The organism is Acinetobacter sp. YH12120, assembly GCF_013418795.1.
Classification (GTDB): Bacteria; Pseudomonadota; Gammaproteobacteria; order Pseudomonadales; family Moraxellaceae; genus Acinetobacter; species Acinetobacter towneri.
In genome coordinates this window covers 1-21,439 of sequence record NZ_VPBI01000020.1, presented here as the reverse complement: position 1 = coordinate 21,439, position 21,439 = coordinate 1, and the positions used below count along the sequence as shown (strand labels likewise).

Genomic DNA, 21,439 nt, shown 5'->3' with positions numbered 1-21,439 from the left:
TTCTCTTAATAAAATAGCTGATGATTCTGCATAAAAATAACGACTACAACACCTAAAGCAATAAAAAAGGTGACACTTTACAGCATCACCTCTAATTCAAAATAGAAGTATAGTTTTAAACCAAGATCAATCACTTAATCTATTCGTACTAAACAACTCATTTGTAAGTCACTTATTTCTTAAATGGAAAAGCATATTTCACAATACGTTTAAGCACACTGCCGTACTGTTTAACTAAGCTCGCATTGTTGTAGTTCAAGCCATACTTTTCACACACAGCTTGTACTTTTGGCGCCATTTTACGATAGCGACGTGCAGGAATATCTGGATATAAATGGTGTTCAATTTGATGGCTTAAATGTCCTGTCAAAATGTGGAATGCTTCAGAACCTGTAAGATTCGATGAACCACGAATTTGACGCATATACCAGTGACCACGGCTTTCGTTTTGCATCACAGACTTTGGAAATACTTCTACATCCTTCGTAAAGTGACCGCAGAAAATAATGCTGAATGTCCAAATATTACGAATACCATTCGCAACCAAGTTCCCTGTAAACACTGGTAAAGCCGAAGGGCCTGCAATCAATGGAAAGAACACATAATCTTTAAACAATTGTTTTCCAATTTTCTTCTGCATAGGTTGCCATTCTTTTTTGGCTTGGGCTTTGCTTTTACGGCCATTCAAAATTTTACCAATTTCTAAATTCTGAATGGCAACACCCCATTGGAACAGTAAGCAGAAAGGAATACTGTATAAAGGTTGCAATAAATAGCCTGATCTCCAGCGCTGTTCTGGGAACAAACGCACCAAACCATAGCCAATATCATCATCCATACCTTTAATATTGGTATAAGTATGGTGTTTAAAGTTATGGGTTTGACGCCAGTTGTCTGAAGTACCTACCGTATCCCATTCATAACTTGCACCATTGAATTTAGGATCATTCATCCAGTCATACTGACCATGCATGACATTATGACCTAATTCCATGTTTTCCATAATTTTGGCAAAGCCTAACAAGCCTGTACCCAAAACCCATGCTGGCGGGAACCATCCTGCGAACAATAAGGCACGACCTGCCATTGAGCTATAACGAATGGTTGAATAAACACGGCGGATGTATTTAGCATCTTTTTCGCCAATATCATCCAAAACTTCTTGTTTAATGGCGTCTAATTCACGTGCAAGCTCATCTAATTCAAATTGAGTGAGTTCACGGTTTTTAGGATTGCGGAAATATTCTATTTTTACTGGCATATTCATAATCGGAACTCGCTTATAAATCAATAATTAAATCGGTTTGTGCTGAATTGACGCAGATTTTCAATTGGTTATTCGGTTCGCTGTTTTGAACACCATCGACCAAGTTTTTAGTTGAACCTTCAGCCTTGTTGCATACGCATTTATGGCAAATTCCCATACGACAGCCGTATTTAGGTTTAATATTTTGCTGTTCCAGACTTTCTAAAATGGACTTGCCTTTTGGAATAGTGACAATCTTTTTCGATTGAGTCAGTGTAACTTGTACCAAACCAACATCGTCACTTAACACAGGGGTCATGCTAAAAGCTTCTGTTTTCAGCAAAGCAGCTTGTGCAAATAATTGTTCAGCTTGCGTGGTAAAACCCGATGGGCCACATGCAAACACTGCACTTTGCTCGATTTGTGCCAAGTCTTGTAAATGTTCTGCATTTAAACGGCTGTGCGCCACACTCGGCTCTTGAGTATAAAACACTTGAAATTTAAAGTTTGGATATTGTTGTGCCCATGCTTCAAACTGTGCTTTAAATGCTGCGTCTGCAAAGGTTTTTACCCAATACATTAAAGTTACTGGAGTGCTACCAAGACGACCTGATTTCGCCATGTCTTGTAGCAAACTATACATTGGTGTGATACCACTACCCGCTACCAATAGAATTAAAGGCTGGGCTTGTGCAGGCAGTTGCATATCACCATAAGGCGCACCAAATTCCAAAGTATCACCAACTTTGGCTTGCTCAACCAGCCATGTGCTGACTTTGCCCTGATCAACTTTTTTTACCGTCAATAAAACGTGTTGTGCATCAAGCTGAGTCAAACTATAGGTTCGCTCATAGCGTACGCCTTGAATTGTCACATAAACAGGATGATGCTGCCCTGCTGCGCCAATTTGGAATTTTTTATTGAATTGCAAAGTAAAGCTCACTACACCTTGTGCAGCGGTATCTTTTTTTACAATTTTGCCGAGTGACTGATTCACCGACCATAATGGATTAATTTTTTGCAACCAGAAATTGGCGGCATAAGGGTCTAGTACTGCAGTTGCAATACTGGTTAAGGGAGATTTTCTTTTTTCAGTTAGCTGCATGATTCAGCACCACCCGATGAAATTTTAATTATTATACACATGTATATATATTTGTATATACACCTGTATTGTTTCTAATCATTTCACAAGTACTGGCGCAACCGCTATAATGCCTCTAAGCTTATAAATTATTGAAAATATGACTCAGCCTGCCATGAAAACAAACCATGATGTGACTTTTCCAGAATCTGAAACGGTTCATGAGCCTCTTGTCGTGCGTACGGTTGGGCGTAAAGCTACCATTACCAAACAAGAATTATTTCAGGCAGCATTAAATTTAATTGGCCCACAAAAAAGTATCGCATCTTTAAGTTTACGTGAAGTTGCACGTGAAGCAGGCATCGCACCAAACAGTTTTTATCGTCATTTTAAAGATATTGATGAACTCGCGATTGAACTGATTGATCGTGCAGGTGTGGTGTTGCGTCAAATTCTGCATGAAGCACGTTTAAAAGCATCTAAACAAAACAGTATTATTCGCAGCTCGGTTGAAGTATTTATTGAACAATTAGATACCGATGAAGGCAATTTAAGTCTGCTATTACGTGAAGGTTATACGGGTTCAACCTCTTATAAGCTAGCTGTTGAGCGCCAATTGAATTATTTCCAGCAAGAATTGCAGGATGATTTAATTCGTTTAGAACGTTTAAATAACAGCAAGTTAGCGCATCCCGATATTGTCGCAAAAGCCATTACCCAGTTGGTGTTTAATATGGGCGCTAAAGTCATTGATATGCCTGCGACTGAACGTAAAGAAACCGCTGAACAAACCATGACCATGATTCGCATGATTTTAGAAGGTGCACGACATTTGGATGATGCCAAAATTCGTTAACATAACACACGATAAATCGGACGATTTTCCTGAATCAGGTCACGCCCGTTTGAGCATTTAATTGCTAGACTTCGCTGTTAAGCGTGTTGTTTTTGAATTAATTGCTGCACATGTGTTGCCGTGGTTTCAGGATTTTCCAAAGGAAACATGTGTCCTCCCTCGACCACACTAAACTCAATTCCATAAGTTTTTTGCATGCCTTGCGGTAAACCTTGCAAATAAAATGGGCTATGCCTTGCTGTAATTAAATGCACAGGTACATCTGGGGCTTTGCGTGGTGTGCGCCACCACCATGCAGGTACGGTTCTAAATATTTCAGCTTCTACCCGTTTTGGAATTGTTAATGTCACACCACCTTTTTGTGCGTCGACTTCTATGCCGCTTGCAAAATAATCTTCAAAACATTGTGGATCAAAATTTTTAAATAAACGGTTATGCCGCAAAGCTTGATAGGCTTCTGCATGGCTAGCCCAATGATCTCGACGCTTCATGGTCACGGCTGCAGGTGTGAGTTGATCTACATATTTTAGTTTAAATTTTTGTAAAATTTCAAATAATGCAGACTTCGATCCAATCACAAAAGGTGGATCCATAATAATCAATTGAGAAAATAAATCTGGACGCTGATAGGCACACATCAGGGTTAATAATGCACCAAAAGAATGCCCTAAACCAATCACTTGTTGCTTTGGAAACTGCTGCTCAATGTCCTGAATCACTTGATGAATCAAATAGGTCCACTTATAGGTCACAGGAAATTCTGCTTGTATACCAATCAGTGGAATTGCCTTTAAATGATAATCTTCTTCAAAACATTGAAAAAACTTTTGATAACTGGCAGAAGGAATACCATTGGCATGGGTAAAATGAATTGCAGCTTTAGTCATTTAAAATACGCTTAAAAGAAGAATATCGGGTCTGTGACTTGATCTATGCGTACGCGCTTACAGATTCAACACTTGGCACATCAATCATAGATAAAAGATCAACAGCCTTTAAACTACGCATACCACTGGGTTTTGCAAATGACCGGAATGCTGAAAAAGATGAATTATGAGTCATTTTAATGACACATAAGCACTGGTTGCTACTTTGTTTAAGTCTGTGATGTGAAAAATCTCGCACAAAATTTTTATTGCGATATTAAAAAAGCACCCGCTAAACTGCTCCGTAAAAATGAGGCGCAATGCCCAACTTAAAACGTGCAATTTAGAAGATGCCAAATATTTAAAAAAGTGATTGATTAAAACCGACTCAATACAAATACACCGTCTAGACACCTGTATTGAATGCACTCTTTATGGCTTTACCACCACCATCACCTGAATTGCTTCAGTCGTGACCGACAAACCATCTAATAATGCAACACCTTCTTTTTGCAATTTCTGTAAACGTGTAATTTCATCTTCACGAATACTTGGGTTAAATTGCTTCAAATAGCTTAAACGGTCAATTTCATATTGCCATTTTTTGCTATATACATCTTTAGCTTGTTGCTTAAATTCAGGCAATGCAGCTTTAGCCAACTCCAAAGCCTGTGTATAACGCGCTTCAATCGCGTCACGGCGTGCTTTCACCACTTGACGACAACTGTTGCCATCTAAATGATGTAAATAAGGTTTTAAAATTTCAGGGGCAATTTTTTGCGATAAATCCTGCCCTTTTTCGCTCAATAAGACACGAATGAGTTGCTGTGGCAAGCTTGATGGCAAATTCAGGGCTTTAGGTGCAATGACATCCACTTTGAACCAGACTTCGAGCAACACAGAACCTTGTGGCAAAGCGGCAGATTTTAATACCGCAACGTTGGTGCTACCAAAACCTTGTGTATTGATCATTTCCATCACGCTTTCTGTGAATGGATGCTCTAGGGTCAAATACTGTGCATCTTCACGAATTTGCGCCTGATCCCGATAGAACGTCGCGGTCATGCCTTCTTCGTCTAAGGTCAAACCTTGCACTTGCATTTGATCAGTTGGTTTAATAATCACCGTGCCATTGCTTTGTTCATCGAAGTCAATATTGGTCGATGCCATAAAGCGCTTCATAAACATAGGCAACGTGGTATTGTCGTCGTAATCTTCTAAAGCTTGTACAATTTCCTGCGCCACCACAGGACGGCAAGAGTTGTATTCCAACAAACGATCTCGACCCGCTTGAAGTTCTGCTTCCAAAGCTTCACGCTGCACACTGACTGCTTCCAGTAAATCTTCAAACTGTTGTCCTAAATCTGCAAGTAAGCAGTGTTTTAAATCGACAATAAAGTTTTCCTGCAAGGTTTGTGCAGTGGGTGAAATATTGCTGAAAATATTGAGTGCTTCGTTATACCAACGGAACATACGCTCTTGCGCAGTCCCCACCAAATACGGCACATGAATTTGAATACGGTTTTCTTGACCAATACGGTCTAAACGACCGATACGTTGTTCTAACACGTCAGGATTAGCAGGCAAGTCAAACAAAATCAGGTCTGAAGCAAACTGGAAGTTACGCCCTTCTGAACCAATTTCGGAACACAATAAAATTTGTGCACCATAAGAATCTTCTGCGAAATATGCTGCCGCTTGGTCACGTTCTAACAAGCTCATGCCTTCATGGAACATTGCAGTACGAATACCTGCATGTAGGCGCAGCGCATTTTCAAGGGCTTCTACCACAGGGCCGCTACGCGCAATTAAAAGCACTTTTTTATGTTTTAAGTCGCTACGCAAACGCTCCATTAACCACATTACACGCGGGTCAGTTTCCATCCAACTGCCATCGAGCTGTGCTTCTTCTGGCCACATTTGTTCACGCAGCTTACCATCTTTAGACCAGTTTTCTGGTGCAGGTAACGGCGCAGGCTGACAATCACGGCCTGGGAAACCTTGAATTGCTTCACGGGTATTACGGAACAAAATACGTCCTGTACCATGACGGTCTAATAATTCGTGGATAGCACGGAAACGCTGTTCAGGGTTATCTTCTATGCGATGTCCCAACAAGCCTTCCAGTGCAGCCAAATGGCTTTCTTCCAATGCTGCATCTGACATTAGGACTTCGGCAATTTTTGCCGTATGTTGATATTGTGCTTCTTCATCCAAGAAACGGTCGAGCGAGCTAAAACGTTGCGGATCGAGTAAACGTAAACGCGCAAAATGGCTTTCTACACCCAGTTGCTCAGGCGTTGCAGTGAGCAATAACACCCCTGCGGTTTGTTCAGCTAATTCTTCGACCAGATCATAACGGTCATTACCACCTTCTTCTTCGCTCCACATTAAGTGATGCGCTTCATCGACCACCAGCAAATCAAAACCTGCTTCTAGGGCTTGTTCGCGTAAGTCATCGTGGTCAATCATTAAATCGACTGAAGCAATGATGCATTGTTCGGTCAAGAATGGATTCAGGTCAGGATCGTGTTCTTTAATAGATGCCGTACGGGTTAAATCAAACAAAGAGAATTGCAGATTGAAACGGCGACGCATTTCAATCATCCACTGATATTGCAGCGAATCAGGTACCAAAATCAGGATACGTTCCGCACGTCCTGTTTTGAGTTGCTGATGGATGATCAAACCTGCTTCAATGGTTTTACCTAAACCAACTTCATCTGCCAATAAGACACGTGGCGCAAAACGCTTACCGACTTCATGTGCAATATAAAGTTGATGTGGAATCAAACCTACACGCGAACCCACCAAGCCACGCAGTGGACTGCTTTGCATATTGGCTTGCATCAACAAGGCTTCTATACGCAAGTCGTACCATTCTTTATAGTCAATTTGGCTGGCAAGCAAGCGGTCTAAGGGTTTCGAAAGTTGGATACTTGCACCAATACGGGTTTCATTCAGTGATTTTTTTTCTTCACTGCCATCTTGCAAACGACGCACCACGTTATAACGCAATACGCCATGACGGTCTTCGACCGATTCAACCGTCCACACATTGCCTTCTTGGTCTTGAACTTCATCATTTACATTAAAAATGATACGCGATAAAGGTGCGTTATTGCGTGCATAGACACGGGTTTCATCACTTTTAGGGAATAAAATGCTGACCGATCGCTCATCTACATCAATCAGAACACCAAGTCCTAATTCCGTTTCTGTGTCTGATAACCAACGTTGACCAATAGCAAACTGCTGCAATTTTTCCACCTTTATTTAGAAGTTAGGACGTATAAATTTTTGCGCAAAACCAGCTGAGTATTTGAGCAAAAATTCAGGGCGTATAGCAATATATTTTGACATAAAGCGCACTAAAAAGAGAGCCTAAAGCACAGGCTTTGCGTAATCTTTTTCGCTTAAAATGGGACTGGGCAAGTAAACTGTACACGTTGCTCAGTTTGTGGATGCAGAAAACTTAATTCTGCTGCATGTAAACACAAACGAGGCATGAGTTGTTGCTGTTCGGGCGTGGCATACAAAGTATCACCAATAATTGGATGACCTAAATATTGCATGTGTACTCGCAGTTGATGCGAACGACCTGTAATCGGCGTCAGTTGCACACGAGTCACAATTTGCCCCTGCAATTCAAATTGCTCCAATGCACGCCAATGCGTTAACGCAGGTTTGTTATGGGTTGCATCGGCAATGTGTAATGGAGGATGTGCAGGATCATAGACCACAGGCACATCTACAGTGCCTTCACCTTGCAGTTGCCCTGCCACCAATGCCTGATAGGTTTTATCGGTTTGGCGTTCTTGAAACTGACGCGAAATTTGTTTTTGCGCCCATTTCGTGAGTGCAAATACCAAAATACCCGAAGTATCACGATCTAAGCGATGAATCAGCAAAGTGCGCGGCTCAATTTTAACTAGACGACTCATCACACAATCTTGCAAATCTGCTGTTTTACCTGGAACGGTGAGTATGCCAGCGGGTTTATGTATCACCATAAACTCATCGTCACGATGAATCAGGTGTTCGCTTAGAAAATTACTCAATTTCAATTCCGGGCCGATCGTGAAAACAAGGCGGCAATAATAAAAAGCCTGACACAGAATTACAATGCAAAATACATCAATTCCCGATGAATTTTCCGATTTACATTCCTGAATCAGACAATCTGCTGAATTTTAAATCAGCCTGCTTTTAGAAATGTGGGTTTTATAGCATGCAGGAGGCTTTGTTGCATAAATATTTTTTAAGATACTGTTTTAAAGGTTTTTAAAATTTGGATAGAAAAATACAATGAAATCATAGTGCAAGATAGTTGCACAACAAAGCCGTTCTGAAGCTATATCTTTGATGGTGGGAGCAAATGAAGTAATAGGATTCATATTTAGTTTGACCAGGCTATTTTAGTGTTTAACAAGACGCTGATCTAAGCCTTTGATATTAAATTGAAGAGTATGTCTTCAATTTAACCTAAAGCATAGATATTTTGGAGATATCTATGCCTTTTAGGACAGTGTTAAGCAGAGGTCAAATTACGCCTTCATTTCCGCAAATGTTTCTTTTGCAGCTTGAATGGTGTAGGCAATATCTTCATCACTATGCGCAGATGAAATAAAGCCTGCTTCAAAAGCAGATGGCGCCAAGTTCACACCACGTTGCAACATTCCGTGGAAGAATTTACGGAAAGCATCGACATCGCAATTCAGCATAGAATCAAAACTGGTGATGTCATCTTGGTCAGTAAAATACAAACCAAACATAGCACCGACTTGTTGCGTCTTGAACGGGATACCTGCTTCATCTGACGCAGCTTGTAAGCCTGCCAACAATTTTTCCAGTTGCGCAGTTAAATTTTCATAAAAACCTTCGGCACGTAAATGTTTAAACATTTCAATGCCCGCACGCATCGCCAACGGGTTACCAGACAAAGTACCTGCTTGATACACCTTACCTAATGGCGCAATACATTCCATGATTTCGCGTTTACCACCAAATGCACCTACTGGTAAGCCAGCACCAATAATTTTACCGAGTGTGGTCAAGTCTGGTTTAACATTATAATGCGCCTGAGCACCGCCTAAGCCAACACGGAAACCTGTCATTACTTCATCAATAATAAAGACTGAGCCGCGTTCATCGCAGACATCACGAATTGCTTGCAGGAAACCATCAATTGGTTTAACCAAGTTCATGTTGCCCGCAACTGGCTCAACAATCACCCCTGCAATTTCAGCACCAAACTTTGTAAAACATTCTTTTAAGGTGGCGATATCGTTATACGGTAAAGTCAGCGTATGTTTAGCAAAATCGGCAGGAACACCCGCAGAAGTCGCCTCACCTTCACCACTGGTTAAAAGTCCAGAGCCTGCTTTGACCAACAGCGAATCTGAGTGTCCATGATAGCAACCTTCAAATTTGACGATTTTGTCACGACCTGTATAACCACGCGCCAAACGAATTGCGGTCATGGTGGCTTCTGTACCTGAGTTGGTCATGCGAACCAACTCAATTGAAGGCATAATTTCGCAAATAATATCGGCCAAAGTCGTTTCATGCACCGTTGGCGCACCAAAACTCAAACCATCTTCAGCAGCAGCCTGCACCGCCTGAATAATAGCAGGATGGGCATGACCTAAAATCATTGGTCCCCAAGAACCTACATAGTCGACATAGCGTTTGCCATCGACATCGTACAAATAAGCACCTTTGGCTTTTTCAATAAATACAGGGGTTCCGCCTACCCCGTTAAATGCGCGTACCGGTGAATTGACCCCACCTGGAATATGCTTATTGGCTTGTTTAAACAGTTGTTCTTGCTTTGGAGATAAGCTCATGGAGGCACTCAACTCAAAAAAATAAAATAAAAAATTAGCTGGCTGCTTTAAGCTTCTGCTTTGAAAAGTGCAGACCAATCATAAACACGCTGTGCAACAGTATGCATCGGACGACCTAATATATCACTAATCACTGCACATAAATCTGCACCTGCTTCAATGACGGGCTGACTGTTTTCAACAGTTAAACCACCAATCGCACAAATTGGTACATTGAGTTGTTGCTTCGCCTGTGTGAGCGTGTCTAATGTGAGTGTACTTGCCTCTGGTTTAGTTTCAGTTGCATAGACAGCACCAAACGCCACGTAATTTGCACCATCGGCAATGGCTTGTTCTGCCAATTCAATCGAGTTATTACAACTGCGACCAATCAATACATCTTGGGGTAAGCGTGCAACCGCTTCAACAATAGAGCCATCCTCTTGACCCAAATGCACACCAACACCATATTTCACTGCAGTTTCAAGATCATCATTAATCACAAATGGCACTTTGTATTGATCACACATCGATTTCATATATTCAATTTCGTATGCCTGCTGAGCTTGAGGCACATTTTTACGGCGATATTGCAACACCGCGACTTCATAAGTTGCCATCGCCCCTTCTAATTTTGCCAAAAGCAGTTCGATAGGATCATCATTGGTAATCAAATATAAACCGCGCATAATCTCAGCCACAAATAATACAAGGTCTGTATTATTACACATTCAGGCGGCATGCGTCAGAACCTCAGGCTCAACAAGTTTTTTTATATAGGCTCTATAAGCTTCTATTTTGTTTGGGTTTTATTAAGTCAAAATGTTAAAAATACCAAATTCTAGTGATAGCGCTAAAAGCTAGATTTAGCTTTAATTGAACTGCGCAAAACAAGAACTGTAACCAGTTCAATAAGATATGGATATTAAAATCCATATGGGTGACTATAGCGAATAACGACATATTTATGTTACCCATTTAGACACATGATCATTTGTGCCAGAGCGCATGTGGGGGTGCGACAAATGATCATGTGTCTATATTTTTATATCTTACTTTCAGTAATCTACTTACCATATATTCTTGCTTAAAGATGAATGATTTCTGATTTAACGCAACTTGAAATTTTTCGCATAAAAAAAGCCTAGAGAAAGGTCACTCTAGGCTTGGAAAGTCACAAACTTTTATTACTCAATTTGATGACACATTATTAGAATATTCACTCTATCATTTCAACAAAAAATTAATTTTATTTAAACATTTTTTATGAAAATAATCACATATCGCTTACTTTTTGCCTAAACGGTATAACTAAGCACTCAATTCAACTTGGAATTTTATCTTTAGCGCGATCTTGTAAACTTAAATTACCACGCAAAACATCGGCAAACATCCGCCAATCTGAAATAAAACTATACACAGGTTGTTTAAAACTGGCAGGTTTATTTTTTTCAAAGATAAAATGTCCAACCCATGCACAGGCATAGCCTGCCATCAAACCATACAGTATATATTTGGCTTTTTTCTGTCGTATGGCTTTGCTCACACAATATAAACCAATACTGCTGCCCGCCACGTGCAAACGACGACTCATGATGTTGCGGTGTTCAGTTAAATAAAAACGGTAAAATGTTGAATAATCGTGAATTGGCAATTCAAACTTGGGCTCTGGGGTTGGCTCAAATGCGGGCTTTACTGCTGCGTTCATGTTCATCATCCTGATGTTTATAAATTTGAATTATTTTTGCTACGCTCAACCACACTTTAAACTAAGCCAAAAAAAAACCAAACTCAAGGGTCTGTTGACACTTCGTCTATGTTTGCGACAACGCATATTTTTCAGCTGATATAAGGCATGAGACAGGAAATTTAGTCGTTCTAAATAACTGACTCATAACGCAATAGCAGCAAAAAATATGCTTGTCCTGAAAGGCTGTGGCTAAAACTTTCTCAGATTGCGTTATGAAACTTGGCAATAGTCTCGCTATTCCCTACGTTTCATGCCTGATCTGCTCAGTTTTAGCCTACAGCGCAAGCCATTTAGGAAATGCCAACAGACCCTAAAAAAGCCAAGGTCAAGCCTTACTTCTTGGCATATTTTAGTTACAATCAAACGCACTTTTGCAAAACCTTAGTTCTGCAATTTTCACAAATTTATAATACCAATTTGTTTGCCGCTGCTTTGGCGCAACATGCTTTACGTTCAGGATATTTTTCATGGTCGAAGTTGAATTAAAATTTCAAATTCCAGTCGCACGTCGTACTGCACTACTCAAAACTTTAGACCCGAAAAAATCGACTCAAATTCCATTAAAAGCACGCTATTTTGATACATCTGCGCACAGCTTGGCGCATCATGGCATGGCGTTAAGACTGCGTTTAGAAGGTGAGCAATGGGTACAAACTTTAAAAGCGGCAGGTCAAAGTCATTTTCATAGTTTTGAACATAACCATCCACTTGCGCCAACTGAAAATCCAGATACTCCACCACAACTTGATCTGCAAATTTATCAAAGTATTCCCGAAGCACAACAATTGCTAAATCAAGCTTTGGGACAAAATTGGGATCAGTTGCAACTACAATTTGAAACCGATATTCAACGTACCTCACGACTAATGACCGTTGAAGATACTGACATTGAAATCAGTTTAGATGTTGGTCACATTCGTTGTGCAGATGCTGAAGTTGAAGTACATGAAGTTGAGTTTGAACTGAAACAAGGTTCAATTCAGCAATTGCTGGCTTTTAGTTTTGAATGGGTGAAAAAATTTCATTTATGGCTGGATGTGCGCAATAAAGCAGAAATTGGACATTTGCTTTCTGTGCAGCAAAAAGTCAGCCCTGCGGCTCAGAGCAAAGAATTTCAATTCAGTAAAAAAGACCATGCCGACCAAAATTTACGCCTGTTAATTGCACAACAATTACAGCATTTATTGCCCAATATTGCCGCAATTTCTGCTCAAGTTGCCGAACAAAGTCATATTGATCAGGCGCAGTTCGCTTTGCAACATTTACAACTAACACTATCCTTATTTAAAGATTGGTCGAAGCATTTAGGCGATAAATGGGCAATGCAAATTGCAGCATTTAAACAACATTTTGATCACCTGCAGCATTTGGAACACATGCAAGCCACACTCGGCGCATTTTTACAGAACCCGACGACTGCAGAGAACCTAAAAAAAGATACCTTGTACGCCCAAGAAAAATTGGTCAATTTAGTCCGTTCAACGCAAAATGTGCATCACTATTTAGAATTATTGATGTTTAGTTTAGCCGCGAGCGATCACTCAGGTTTAGACTTAAAAACTGCCGCACAAAACACGTTGCAACAGCAATATAAGCAGTTGCATGAACAATTACAGCACAGTGATATTCACGATTTTGAAAGTTTAGATCAACTGGCTTTGCGTATTCAGGAACTAAAATTTAGCTTCCCCATTTTGACGCATATTTATGATGTCAAAAATTTGCAGAAATATAGTAAAGCTTTGAATGATGCACAGCTTGCAGCACAGGAATATCAAGTGTTGGCATCTTCTGCAGCATACATTCAACAAACTGAATTGGAAGCGAGCGACTGGTTTGTTTTAGGTTGGCTCACTGCAAAACAGGAAGTGTATGCACAGCGTTTATTGGAAGCGACAGAACAATTTATGGTGAGCCGTAAATTCTTAAAATAAGTATCCTTAACATCCTCAAAGCACACGCTAAAAATACTGCAATACAACGGCAGCCTTGTGAATATTCATTCGGCTGCTTTGTGTTAAAAACTGAATACAAATTATTTTATTTTTCAAGCTTTTGTTCACAGTTCTCCCCTTGTTCATTTATAGATTTACACTATAGTAAAGAGAACTTATCTTGTTTCATCGAGGGCATTCCCGATGTGTGAAATAGAATTAAAATTTCAAATTCCACACAACTATCGTGCGGCATTTGAAAAAGCATTTAAAAAGAACAAACTGGTTCAACAACAACGCTTATGGGCTAAATATTATGATAGTCCTGAACAGCACTTAGCCAAGCAACGCATTGCCCTGCGTCAGCGTTTAGAGGGCGATATTTGGAAACAAACTTTAAAAGCGCCTAGTCCACAACATTATGAACGCTTTGAGCTTGAACATGAATTAGGACATGATGCGCCTGAATTGTGTGATTTGGCATGTTATGAAAATCATAAACAAGCACGAAAGATTTTAAAAAAAGCCTTAGACGGTTCAGAGGTAGATTTAACCCTGCAGTTTGAAACCGATGTTTTACGCTACAGCCAATTGGCACATTATAAAAACAGCCAAATTGAAGTTGCTTTTGATTTAGGTGAAATCCGCCAAGGCAAAAATTCGGTTGAAATTTACGAAGTTGAGTTTGAACTGAAACAAGGTGAAATTGCAGACTTAATTGCCTATATTCAGCCGTGGATTAAAAAATATCATTTATGGCTCGACACACGCAGTAAATCGCAGCGTGGCAATATGCTGTATAACAATGAAACCATGATTCCTGTACAGCAGCAAAGTACCTTGCAATTGCAACACCCCGAAAATATGCATGAGTTGTTGGCGCAAATTACCCAGAATTGTTTGGCACACTTGCTGCCAAATGCAACTGCGATTGCCAGTCAAGATTATGCCAGTGGGCATGTGCATCAAGCGCGTGTTGCCATTCGACGTTTACGCAGTGCCTTAAAAATTTTTGCTGAATATGATGCGTTGGCAAATAACAATTGGGAAAGTCAATTGGCGACACTTTTTCAGCAGTTAGGTTCGACCCGCGATCAAGATGCTTTGCGCGAAAGTCTGATTCCGCAACTTGAAAATGCAGGCTCACCTATTACCGAACTACCACCTGCAGCATCTGAAAACATTGCGATTGATGCAATTTTCCGCTCACCGACCACAACCTTATTACTGTTACAACTTATGAGTTTTGCACATTCGGCTGCGATTGCAGATGCAGAATCAAAACCATTCAAAAAAGTATTACGTAAACGCTTGCAGAAAATGCATCAACAAATTTGTGATGATACAGGTCATTTCCAAACCTTGGATGTGGAATCTAAACACCGCACGCGTAAGCGTGTAAAACGTTTACGCTATACCGTGGAGTTTGTGAGTAGTTTATTTGCAGAAGATGACGTCAAAACGTATTTAAAAACCCTAAAACCATTACAGGAAACTTTAGGGCATTTTAATGATTTAATGGTGGCACAAGGTCTATATGAAAGCCATGCTCAAACTGAACCGAAAACATGGTTTGTATTGGGTTGGATTGCGTCGGAAGAACGTCATATTTCCATACAGATTGAACAGGATTTACAGCAGTTTGCTGAAAGTCAGCCTTTTTGGTCGTAGTTGAAGTTTGATCATCAATCAATGATCACATTTAAGCTCAACAGGGATTCATTTCATGTTGAGCTTATTTTTTATATCTTAGATTAGTATTTAATCTGCAAATTCCAAACTTTCTAAAAGATTAACGATATTTACCAAATACTTTCCATGTTTGGTTATCTGCCAAAGGGTCTTGATAACTGTCACTACGCTGCTTACGTGGCTTATCTCGGGCATCGACCAGTTCAAAATATGGTTCGACACTTAATACAATACCATTCACATAAAAACGGGTGCGCGTGTAGTCACTTTGCCCATGCTGAAACACATAAGTACGCAAATCAATAAACTCACGATGTGCCACCAGTGCTGCATTGTCATCACTGTCTAACCAACGCTGCATGAGCTGAATTTCCTGCGGTTCAAATTGCCCACATTTTTCGATCAGGCTGGCAATCCCCCGAAAAGTTTTCGATTCTTTGGCGCGGGTTTTATTCACTCGAATCCGATCGACATGAAAATAAAATAAGGGCAAGTTCAAATGACTGGGTAAATGCACCGCATCAATGACTGCATCTTGCATAAAAGGCTGAAATAAATCCTGTGCACGTTCAATCAACCCTGTCCATTGTTTATAGTATTCTGCTACTTCTGCGCGTGTTCCATAATAAATCGGCAAGCCTTCAACATGGGCAAGTTGCACGGGTGGCCAAATATTTTGACGTAATAAAGCAATGTCGCTTTTTAAACTTTGTACCGCAATCGCATCTTGCATCAACCACTCCAATTTTGCTTAGGCTATTTTTAGCTTAAGGCAAAGGTTTTGTTTCTGCAAGGCTTTGCCTATAATGAAACATTCAGATTTTTAGCTTAGGAAAAATTCATGGTTCAAAAGATTGAAGCAACCGATGTAACCGAAGAAGAAGCATTAAATGCGGCTTTTTTTGAACGTGCCGATGAATTTATTAAACAGGCCAATGGCTTCTGTCATTTTGAAAAAGGCTCCACAGTAAAACCTGCCGAAATTCGTGGTCAGGTGAGTGCTGCCATGTTATTTGCTACTGCACGTTTTAATACTTGGGTGGCAGCCAATAATTTTAAAGATGGCAATGAAATGCGCGATGCCAAAGACCAAGTTATGTCATATATCTTGCAGCAATTTCAAATGATGCTTGAAGATAACTATGATGAATATTGCGAACAGTTTGAAAACTATTTGCGCTTCCGTCACAACGAAGAATTTCATACCCATAAACATGATCACGACCACTCGCACGATCATTAATTTTGCATATAAACAAAGCCCTACGGGGCTTTTTTATTGCGGCTAATTTTCAAACTTGTAGATTTCGATAAATAACCCTTCCCTTTTGTAACATGATGGCTTTGAATAGTGAAATAATAGCGTCATAAAAACAGGATCATTATGCAGAATCTAGGATTTGCACTCATTGATGCACATATTCATCAGTGGGATCCGTATAACACGCCACACAGCGCACGACTTGCTGTTAAGCTTTTGGGCAAGCATCCCAATTTGCTAGATAAAACCATCCGCCTGATAAAACCGAAAACACTCATTGAAACTTTGGGACGCACCGAGCACGTCACATCGCCCTATTTACCTGAGCATTATGCCCGCGACTTAGGTTTTTATACGGCTGAAAAAGTTGTGCATATTGAAGCCAATTGGCACAACCATAAAGGCAAAGGTGTAGTTGGTGAAACCGAATTTATAGAAAGTCTGGATTTTAAAAATAATGGTTTGGCTTTGGGCGCGATTGTCGCCACTGCAGACCCGCGCGATTCTAATTTTAAGAAAATTCTAAAATTACATCACAAAGCCTCTCCAAACTTCCGTGGAATTCGTAAAATGGCAGCCGTGCATGAAGATCACGGGATTTTCTCTTGGGCAGACGAACCACATTTATATCGGAACAAAAAGTTTCTAAAAGGTTTTGAAGCTTTAGCGCAATATAATTTAAGTTTTGATGCATGGACGTATTCGACCCAATTGGGCGATGTCTTGGCGCTGGCTAAACAATTTCCAGAAACTTCTATTGTACTTGACCATTTAGGCACACCTGCAGGGCTGTTCGGGCAAGTTGGCACACATACAGGCGTGACCAAAACAGCACGGGAAAACATTCTGTTTCGTTGGCAAGAAGATATTGCCGAGTTGGCACACTGTCCAAATGTTTACAGCAAAATTTCAGGGTTATTTATGCCTGTTTTAGGACATCAATTTCACTTGCAAAAACGTGAAGCCTCAAAACAGGAAATTATAGATTTAACTGCACCACTGATTCAGCATGCCTTACAAAGCTTTGGAATATATCGGTTGATGTTTGCTTCCAATTTTCCAATGGATCGAGTGAGCACGTCTTTGGTCAATTTAATTGATGCGACTAGTGATATTGTTGCGGCCTATCATCCAAATGCTTTGCAGCAAGTGTTTCATCATAATGCCAAACAGTTTTATCGTTTATAAAGCTTTAGCCAATTGAGCATAGATAGCAAACTTGAAGACAAAAAACGCATCGAAATGGATGCGTTTTTTGTATCTGCTCAAAATTAAATTGAATCTTTATTTAGACTGCGGCTTTAACGGCAGCACCTCAACATTGGCTTGACCATATTGATCGGCGGCTACTTCAAGCAAATGTTCTAAGCGTAAATATTTCTGAATCACAGCATCTACATCGGCTTTGCTGAGTTTTGCTAACGCTTGATCACGTCGCTCACGGTAACGTAAATCACGACCTTGTTCTAATTGCGGTACCAACATACGGTGGATACTGCGTTCATCTTCTAAGGCAGTCACACGTTTTTTCAAAATATCGGCTTTTGCAGCTTCAACTTCTTGCAAGCTGACACCATCACGGCGCAAATCCTGCAACACTTTATGCACCGCCTGTGACACTTGAGCCGACTTGCCTGCACTGTATTGCGCAGAAATACTGAGCGCACCCGATTGTTCAAATTCACTTAAACTCAAACCACTACTAAAACCATAAACCAATGCATTTTTTTCACGTAGTTCTTGTGCCAAACGTGAAGACAATTGCGATTCGCCCAAAATATAACTCAGCACCATCATGGCAGGTGTGTCAGGATGATTCACACCCAAAGGTAAGGTCAATAAACTTTGATAACTGCCAAATTCGCGCTGTTCTGCCAATACATGCAACTTTTTCGCAGGATATGCCGTATAGGCTGAATCTAAGCGTTGATACGCTTCCGTATTGCGTGATTGTCCTAAACGCTGAACTAAAGTTTTTTTGATTTGTTTCGGATCAAACTCACCTGTAATGGCAATATGTGCATGATTCATAGCAAAAAATTGACGATATAACTGCTGCACCTGCGCTTGGGTTGCAGCTTGCAGTTGTTGCTTCGCAAATCCAGGTTCGAAGTGATAGCGTAAATCGCCCTGCGGGTAAATTTCAATTAAACGCGCCATAGTCAAAGCAGCCACAGTTTCAGGCTCGGTATAAGGTCGTTCTAAACTGGATAAACTTTGAGAACGAATTAAATCAAACTGACTTTGCTCAAAACTTGGGTTTTGCATGACATCTAAAACAAAATTAAAAAACGCATTAAACTTTTCTTTTTTTGCCACAATTTGAATATGAATCGCATTAGCATCGGCTTGTGCAAAAGCCGAACCACCTGCAGCAATTGACTGATCGGCGATGTCTTGCAAACTATGCTCTTGAGATGCACGCAGCAACAAATACGCGGTTAAATCTAAAATTTCGCCCTGCTTAAATAAAGATTGTGCCGTACCAAAATTTACCGAAATAGTGGCATAGGTTTTATCATCACGAGTTGCAGTTGGAAATAATGCATACTTGGCACCATTTTTTAAGCTGCCACGCTGAATCTTTTTTTCATTTTGAATCAAAGCTTGTTTAGATTTTTGCACATAGTCTGTCACTTCTTGCTGATAACTTTGCACATCTTTCAAAGGTGCAACAGGTGCATCTTGCTGATCTAAAGTTTTTGCTACATTTGGATTATTTTTTGCTGTGAGTGCCTGTTTTTGATCTTCAGGAGTGGGTTGAATATCCCCTATTATGCGATGTTCTGCAGTAAAAAATTGTTTTAAACGCTGATTCAGTTCATCTGCATTTAACTGTTGAATATTGTTTAAATCACGCCAATATTGTGTCCAATCACCTTGATACGCCACAGCATAATCACTCAAGCGACCACCCAAAGCCACCGCATCATTCATCACACTGTCTGCCTGATTTTGAATCAAGTTTTTCACACGTTGTAACTCGGCATCATCAAAGTTTTTTGCCTGCTCGATACTTTGATTCAAGCCAGCTTGTAATTGCTTGGCATCATGATTCGGTGCATACAAAGCCCCCATCAGCACCAAATTAAAATCTTGATCTAACCAAGTGCTGGACTGCACCATGGTACTTTTGCCTGTTTCTACCAGTGCTTGATACAAATGCCCACTCGGTTGCAACGTATGTAAATAAGGTGACAGCGCCAAAGCGGTTTTGATCTTTTCGTCATTGCCATTTAAATACAGATTAAATTTGGCCAGTTGACTGCCCTTTTGTACCACAAAATTTCGTTGCTGAATTTTGTTACTGTCTAATCGAGGCACTTGTACTTGTTTGGGAATTTGTCGTGCTGCAATTGGACTAAAATGTTGATCAATTTGTTTTAACACCGCTGCCTGATCAAACTTGCCTGTCATCACTAAAATGGCATTATTCGGCGCGTACCATGTGCGGTAAAATTGATTTAATTCCTGCATTTTGATGGATTGCAGTTCGTTTAAATCGCCAATAGGTAAGCGTCCGAAATACTGATTGCCATAGGCCGATTTCCACACCTGATCTATCAAGACTGAAAACGGTTGATCCATCCGCACTTCACGTTCACGCTTTACAATCGCAATTTCGGCAGGCACATATTTTTCCTGCATGACCAACTTATCCATGCGTTCCGCTTCAAGATAAATCATCTCATTGACTGCGCGAGTTTCAGGACGAATGATGTTGGTGTATTTAGTCGAATAATAGTCGGTGCTGGCATTGTGCATTAAACTATATTGATCTAAACGGCGCTGAAATTCCTCGGCAGGTACATTTTCTGTACCTTTAAATGCCAAATGTTCCAACAAATGTGCCAAACCACCTTTGCCTTGGGGATCATTCAATGAGCCCGTTAAATACACCATATTCATAAAGACTTTATTTTCTTTTTGATTGGGTGCCAAAATGACTTTTAAGCCATTATCAAGTTGATATTCTTGTATTTCTTGCTGAGATTTTACTAAAACTGGCTGGGCGAAAACCACGCCATTGAATGCCAGTACACATAAAGATAAAGTGAGGGTTTTAAAACGTAGCAACTTCTTTTTCCCGATTGATTTCATTCTATTTTTGATTTGCCATCGAAAATGGCAATTTTCAACTTGAGCTTAACAGCATACCAAGCTGCGATTAAATCAACCGTAAAAATTTGCAAAATATATGATTTAAACCAAGCAAAACTTGCAAACTACTCTCATCTCAGCTTTTTTCCAATAAAGAAAGATGAAAACTCAATATGACAAAAATAAAGCAATGATCAATCGTAAATTTGACTATGCATTTGATCATTTTTAAAGGATGAAAGAAATCTAATGCAGGACATAGTTTAAATCATGATTTCGCCCTGCAAATATAGCTGTGCATAACCTGAAATTTCGATACGACCATTAGGCAACATCTTGCAATACAGTATGCCACCTCGGGCTGAAGCCTGATAAGCCACAAGTTCAGTTTGCTGCAATTTTTCTGCCCAAAGTGGTGCAATTGCAGTATGAATTGAGCCTGTAACAGGGTCTTCTGCAATGCCCATAGCGGGTGCGAAATAACGCGACACACAGTCATACTGTGCATTTTTAGAAGCAGTAATCGCAACATCATCACTCGACTGTGCTGTGATAGCTGTACGCAATTGTCCCAATTGTTTTAATAATTCAAGATTCGGCTGTTCATCTAGCACATCTTGTACCGATTCATACTCCACAATATAAGCTTGCGCATTGATATAGACATTTTTAAATGGTTTAGTCAAAGCTTGGCGTAAGTTGACAAAAATAACTAATCATGCGAAAAAGTTTTTTTAGTTAACAGATGTTCACACATGCCTCGAATTGTTTCTGTACCACTTAGTTTAGAACAGCGAGAACGACTCATTTTTCTGGCCAAG

At 40.2% G+C, this 21,439-nt stretch carries 15 protein-coding genes and 2 pseudogenes; 6 read left to right on the top strand and 11 right to left on the bottom strand.

Annotated features, from left to right (window positions below; genetic code table 11):
* Positions 1-172: 172 nt before the first annotated feature.
* Both FTU58_RS11475 and FTU58_RS11470 read right to left on the bottom strand, forming a co-directional pair.
* Positions 173-1,267, bottom strand: a complete 1,095-nt coding sequence (locus FTU58_RS11475; RefSeq protein WP_096900933.1) for an acyl-CoA desaturase — start codon at positions 1,265-1,267, stop codon at positions 173-175.
* 13 nt (positions 1,268-1,280) lie between these two features.
* Positions 1,281-2,351, bottom strand: a complete 1,071-nt coding sequence (locus FTU58_RS11470; protein ID WP_167846089.1) for a ferredoxin reductase — start codon at positions 2,349-2,351, stop codon at positions 1,281-1,283.
* Between the two features lie 154 nt (positions 2,352-2,505).
* Here FTU58_RS11470 and fabR point away from each other — a divergent pair, with 154 nt between their 5' ends.
* Entirely contained in the window at positions 2,506-3,186 is a 681-nt protein-coding gene (gene fabR / locus FTU58_RS11465) for an HTH-type transcriptional repressor FabR (protein ID WP_026438369.1), read from the top strand.
* Positions 3,187-3,263: 77 nt separating this feature from the next.
* Here fabR and FTU58_RS11460 read toward each other — a convergent pair whose 3' ends face one another.
* The 6 genes from FTU58_RS11460 to FTU58_RS11435 all read right to left on the bottom strand — a co-directional run bounded on the left by FTU58_RS11460 (position 3,264) and on the right by FTU58_RS11435 (position 11,588).
* Entirely contained in the window at positions 3,264-4,073 is an 810-nt protein-coding gene (locus FTU58_RS11460; protein WP_180062452.1) for an alpha/beta fold hydrolase, read from the bottom strand.
* Positions 4,074-4,484: 411 nt separating this feature from the next.
* Entirely contained in the window at positions 4,485-7,322 is a 2,838-nt protein-coding gene (rapA, locus tag FTU58_RS11455) for an RNA polymerase-associated protein RapA (RefSeq protein ID WP_180062451.1), read from the bottom strand.
* A gap of 146 nt (positions 7,323-7,468) precedes the next feature.
* Positions 7,469-8,113 carry an RluA family pseudouridine synthase gene (locus FTU58_RS11450; RefSeq protein WP_004973024.1) on the bottom strand — a complete coding sequence of 215 codons (645 nt, stop codon included), beginning with the start codon at positions 8,111-8,113 and terminating at the stop codon, positions 7,469-7,471.
* 486 nt (positions 8,114-8,599) lie between these two features.
* The gene (gene hemL / locus FTU58_RS11445; RefSeq protein ID WP_180037635.1) at positions 8,600-9,901 is read right to left on the bottom strand and encodes a glutamate-1-semialdehyde 2,1-aminomutase; all 1,302 of its coding nucleotides are present in this window, start codon (positions 9,899-9,901) and stop codon (positions 8,600-8,602) included.
* Positions 9,902-9,948: 47 nt separating this feature from the next.
* On the bottom strand, positions 9,949-10,569 hold the full coding sequence (gene thiE, locus FTU58_RS11440; protein WP_180062458.1) for a thiamine phosphate synthase: 621 nt from the start codon (positions 10,567-10,569) through the stop codon (positions 9,949-9,951).
* A 635-nt stretch (positions 10,570-11,204) separates the two neighbouring features.
* A complete protein-coding gene (locus FTU58_RS11435; RefSeq protein WP_180062450.1) occupies positions 11,205-11,588 on the bottom strand; it encodes a DUF962 domain-containing protein in 384 nt (127 codons plus the stop codon).
* Between the two features lie 509 nt (positions 11,589-12,097).
* On the opposite strand from FTU58_RS11435, the gene FTU58_RS11430 reads away from it, so the two are divergent.
* Complete coding sequence (locus FTU58_RS11430; protein ID WP_179996251.1) at positions 12,098-13,564, top strand: CYTH domain-containing protein; 1,467 nt, start codon at positions 12,098-12,100, stop codon at positions 13,562-13,564.
* Between the two features lie 204 nt (positions 13,565-13,768).
* Positions 13,769-15,235, top strand: coding sequence for a CHAD domain-containing protein (locus FTU58_RS11425; RefSeq protein WP_167846096.1), 1,467 nt, complete (start codon positions 13,769-13,771; stop codon positions 15,233-15,235).
* 121 nt (positions 15,236-15,356) lie between these two features.
* Here the strand turns inward: FTU58_RS11425 and FTU58_RS11420 are convergent, their stop codons facing one another.
* Positions 15,357-15,989, bottom strand: coding sequence for a hypothetical protein (locus FTU58_RS11420; RefSeq protein ID WP_167846097.1), 633 nt, complete (start codon positions 15,987-15,989; stop codon positions 15,357-15,359).
* A gap of 108 nt (positions 15,990-16,097) precedes the next feature.
* Here FTU58_RS11420 and FTU58_RS11415 point away from each other — a divergent pair, with 108 nt between their 5' ends.
* Together FTU58_RS11415 and FTU58_RS11410 are read left to right on the top strand one after the other, a co-directional pair.
* On the top strand, positions 16,098-16,499 hold the full coding sequence (locus tag FTU58_RS11415) for a DUF3144 domain-containing protein (protein ID WP_004973007.1): 402 nt from the start codon (positions 16,098-16,100) through the stop codon (positions 16,497-16,499).
* A gap of 141 nt (positions 16,500-16,640) precedes the next feature.
* Complete coding sequence (locus tag FTU58_RS11410; RefSeq protein WP_096901876.1) at positions 16,641-17,705, top strand: amidohydrolase; 1,065 nt, start codon at positions 16,641-16,643, stop codon at positions 17,703-17,705.
* Between the two features lie 96 nt (positions 17,706-17,801).
* On the opposite strand, the gene FTU58_RS11405 is transcribed toward FTU58_RS11410, so the two are convergent.
* Both FTU58_RS11405 and FTU58_RS11400 read right to left on the bottom strand, forming a co-directional pair.
* Entirely contained in the window at positions 17,802-20,618 is a 2,817-nt protein-coding gene (locus tag FTU58_RS11405) for a pitrilysin family protein (RefSeq protein ID WP_180062449.1), read from the bottom strand.
* Positions 20,619-20,881: 263 nt separating this feature from the next.
* Positions 20,882-21,316 (bottom strand): annotated as a pseudogene (locus FTU58_RS11400) (PhzF family phenazine biosynthesis protein); the annotation flags it as partial.
* A gap of 57 nt (positions 21,317-21,373) precedes the next feature.
* Here FTU58_RS11400 and FTU58_RS14170 point away from each other — a divergent pair.
* Positions 21,374-21,439 (top strand): annotated as a pseudogene (locus tag FTU58_RS14170) (helix-turn-helix domain-containing protein); the annotation flags it as partial.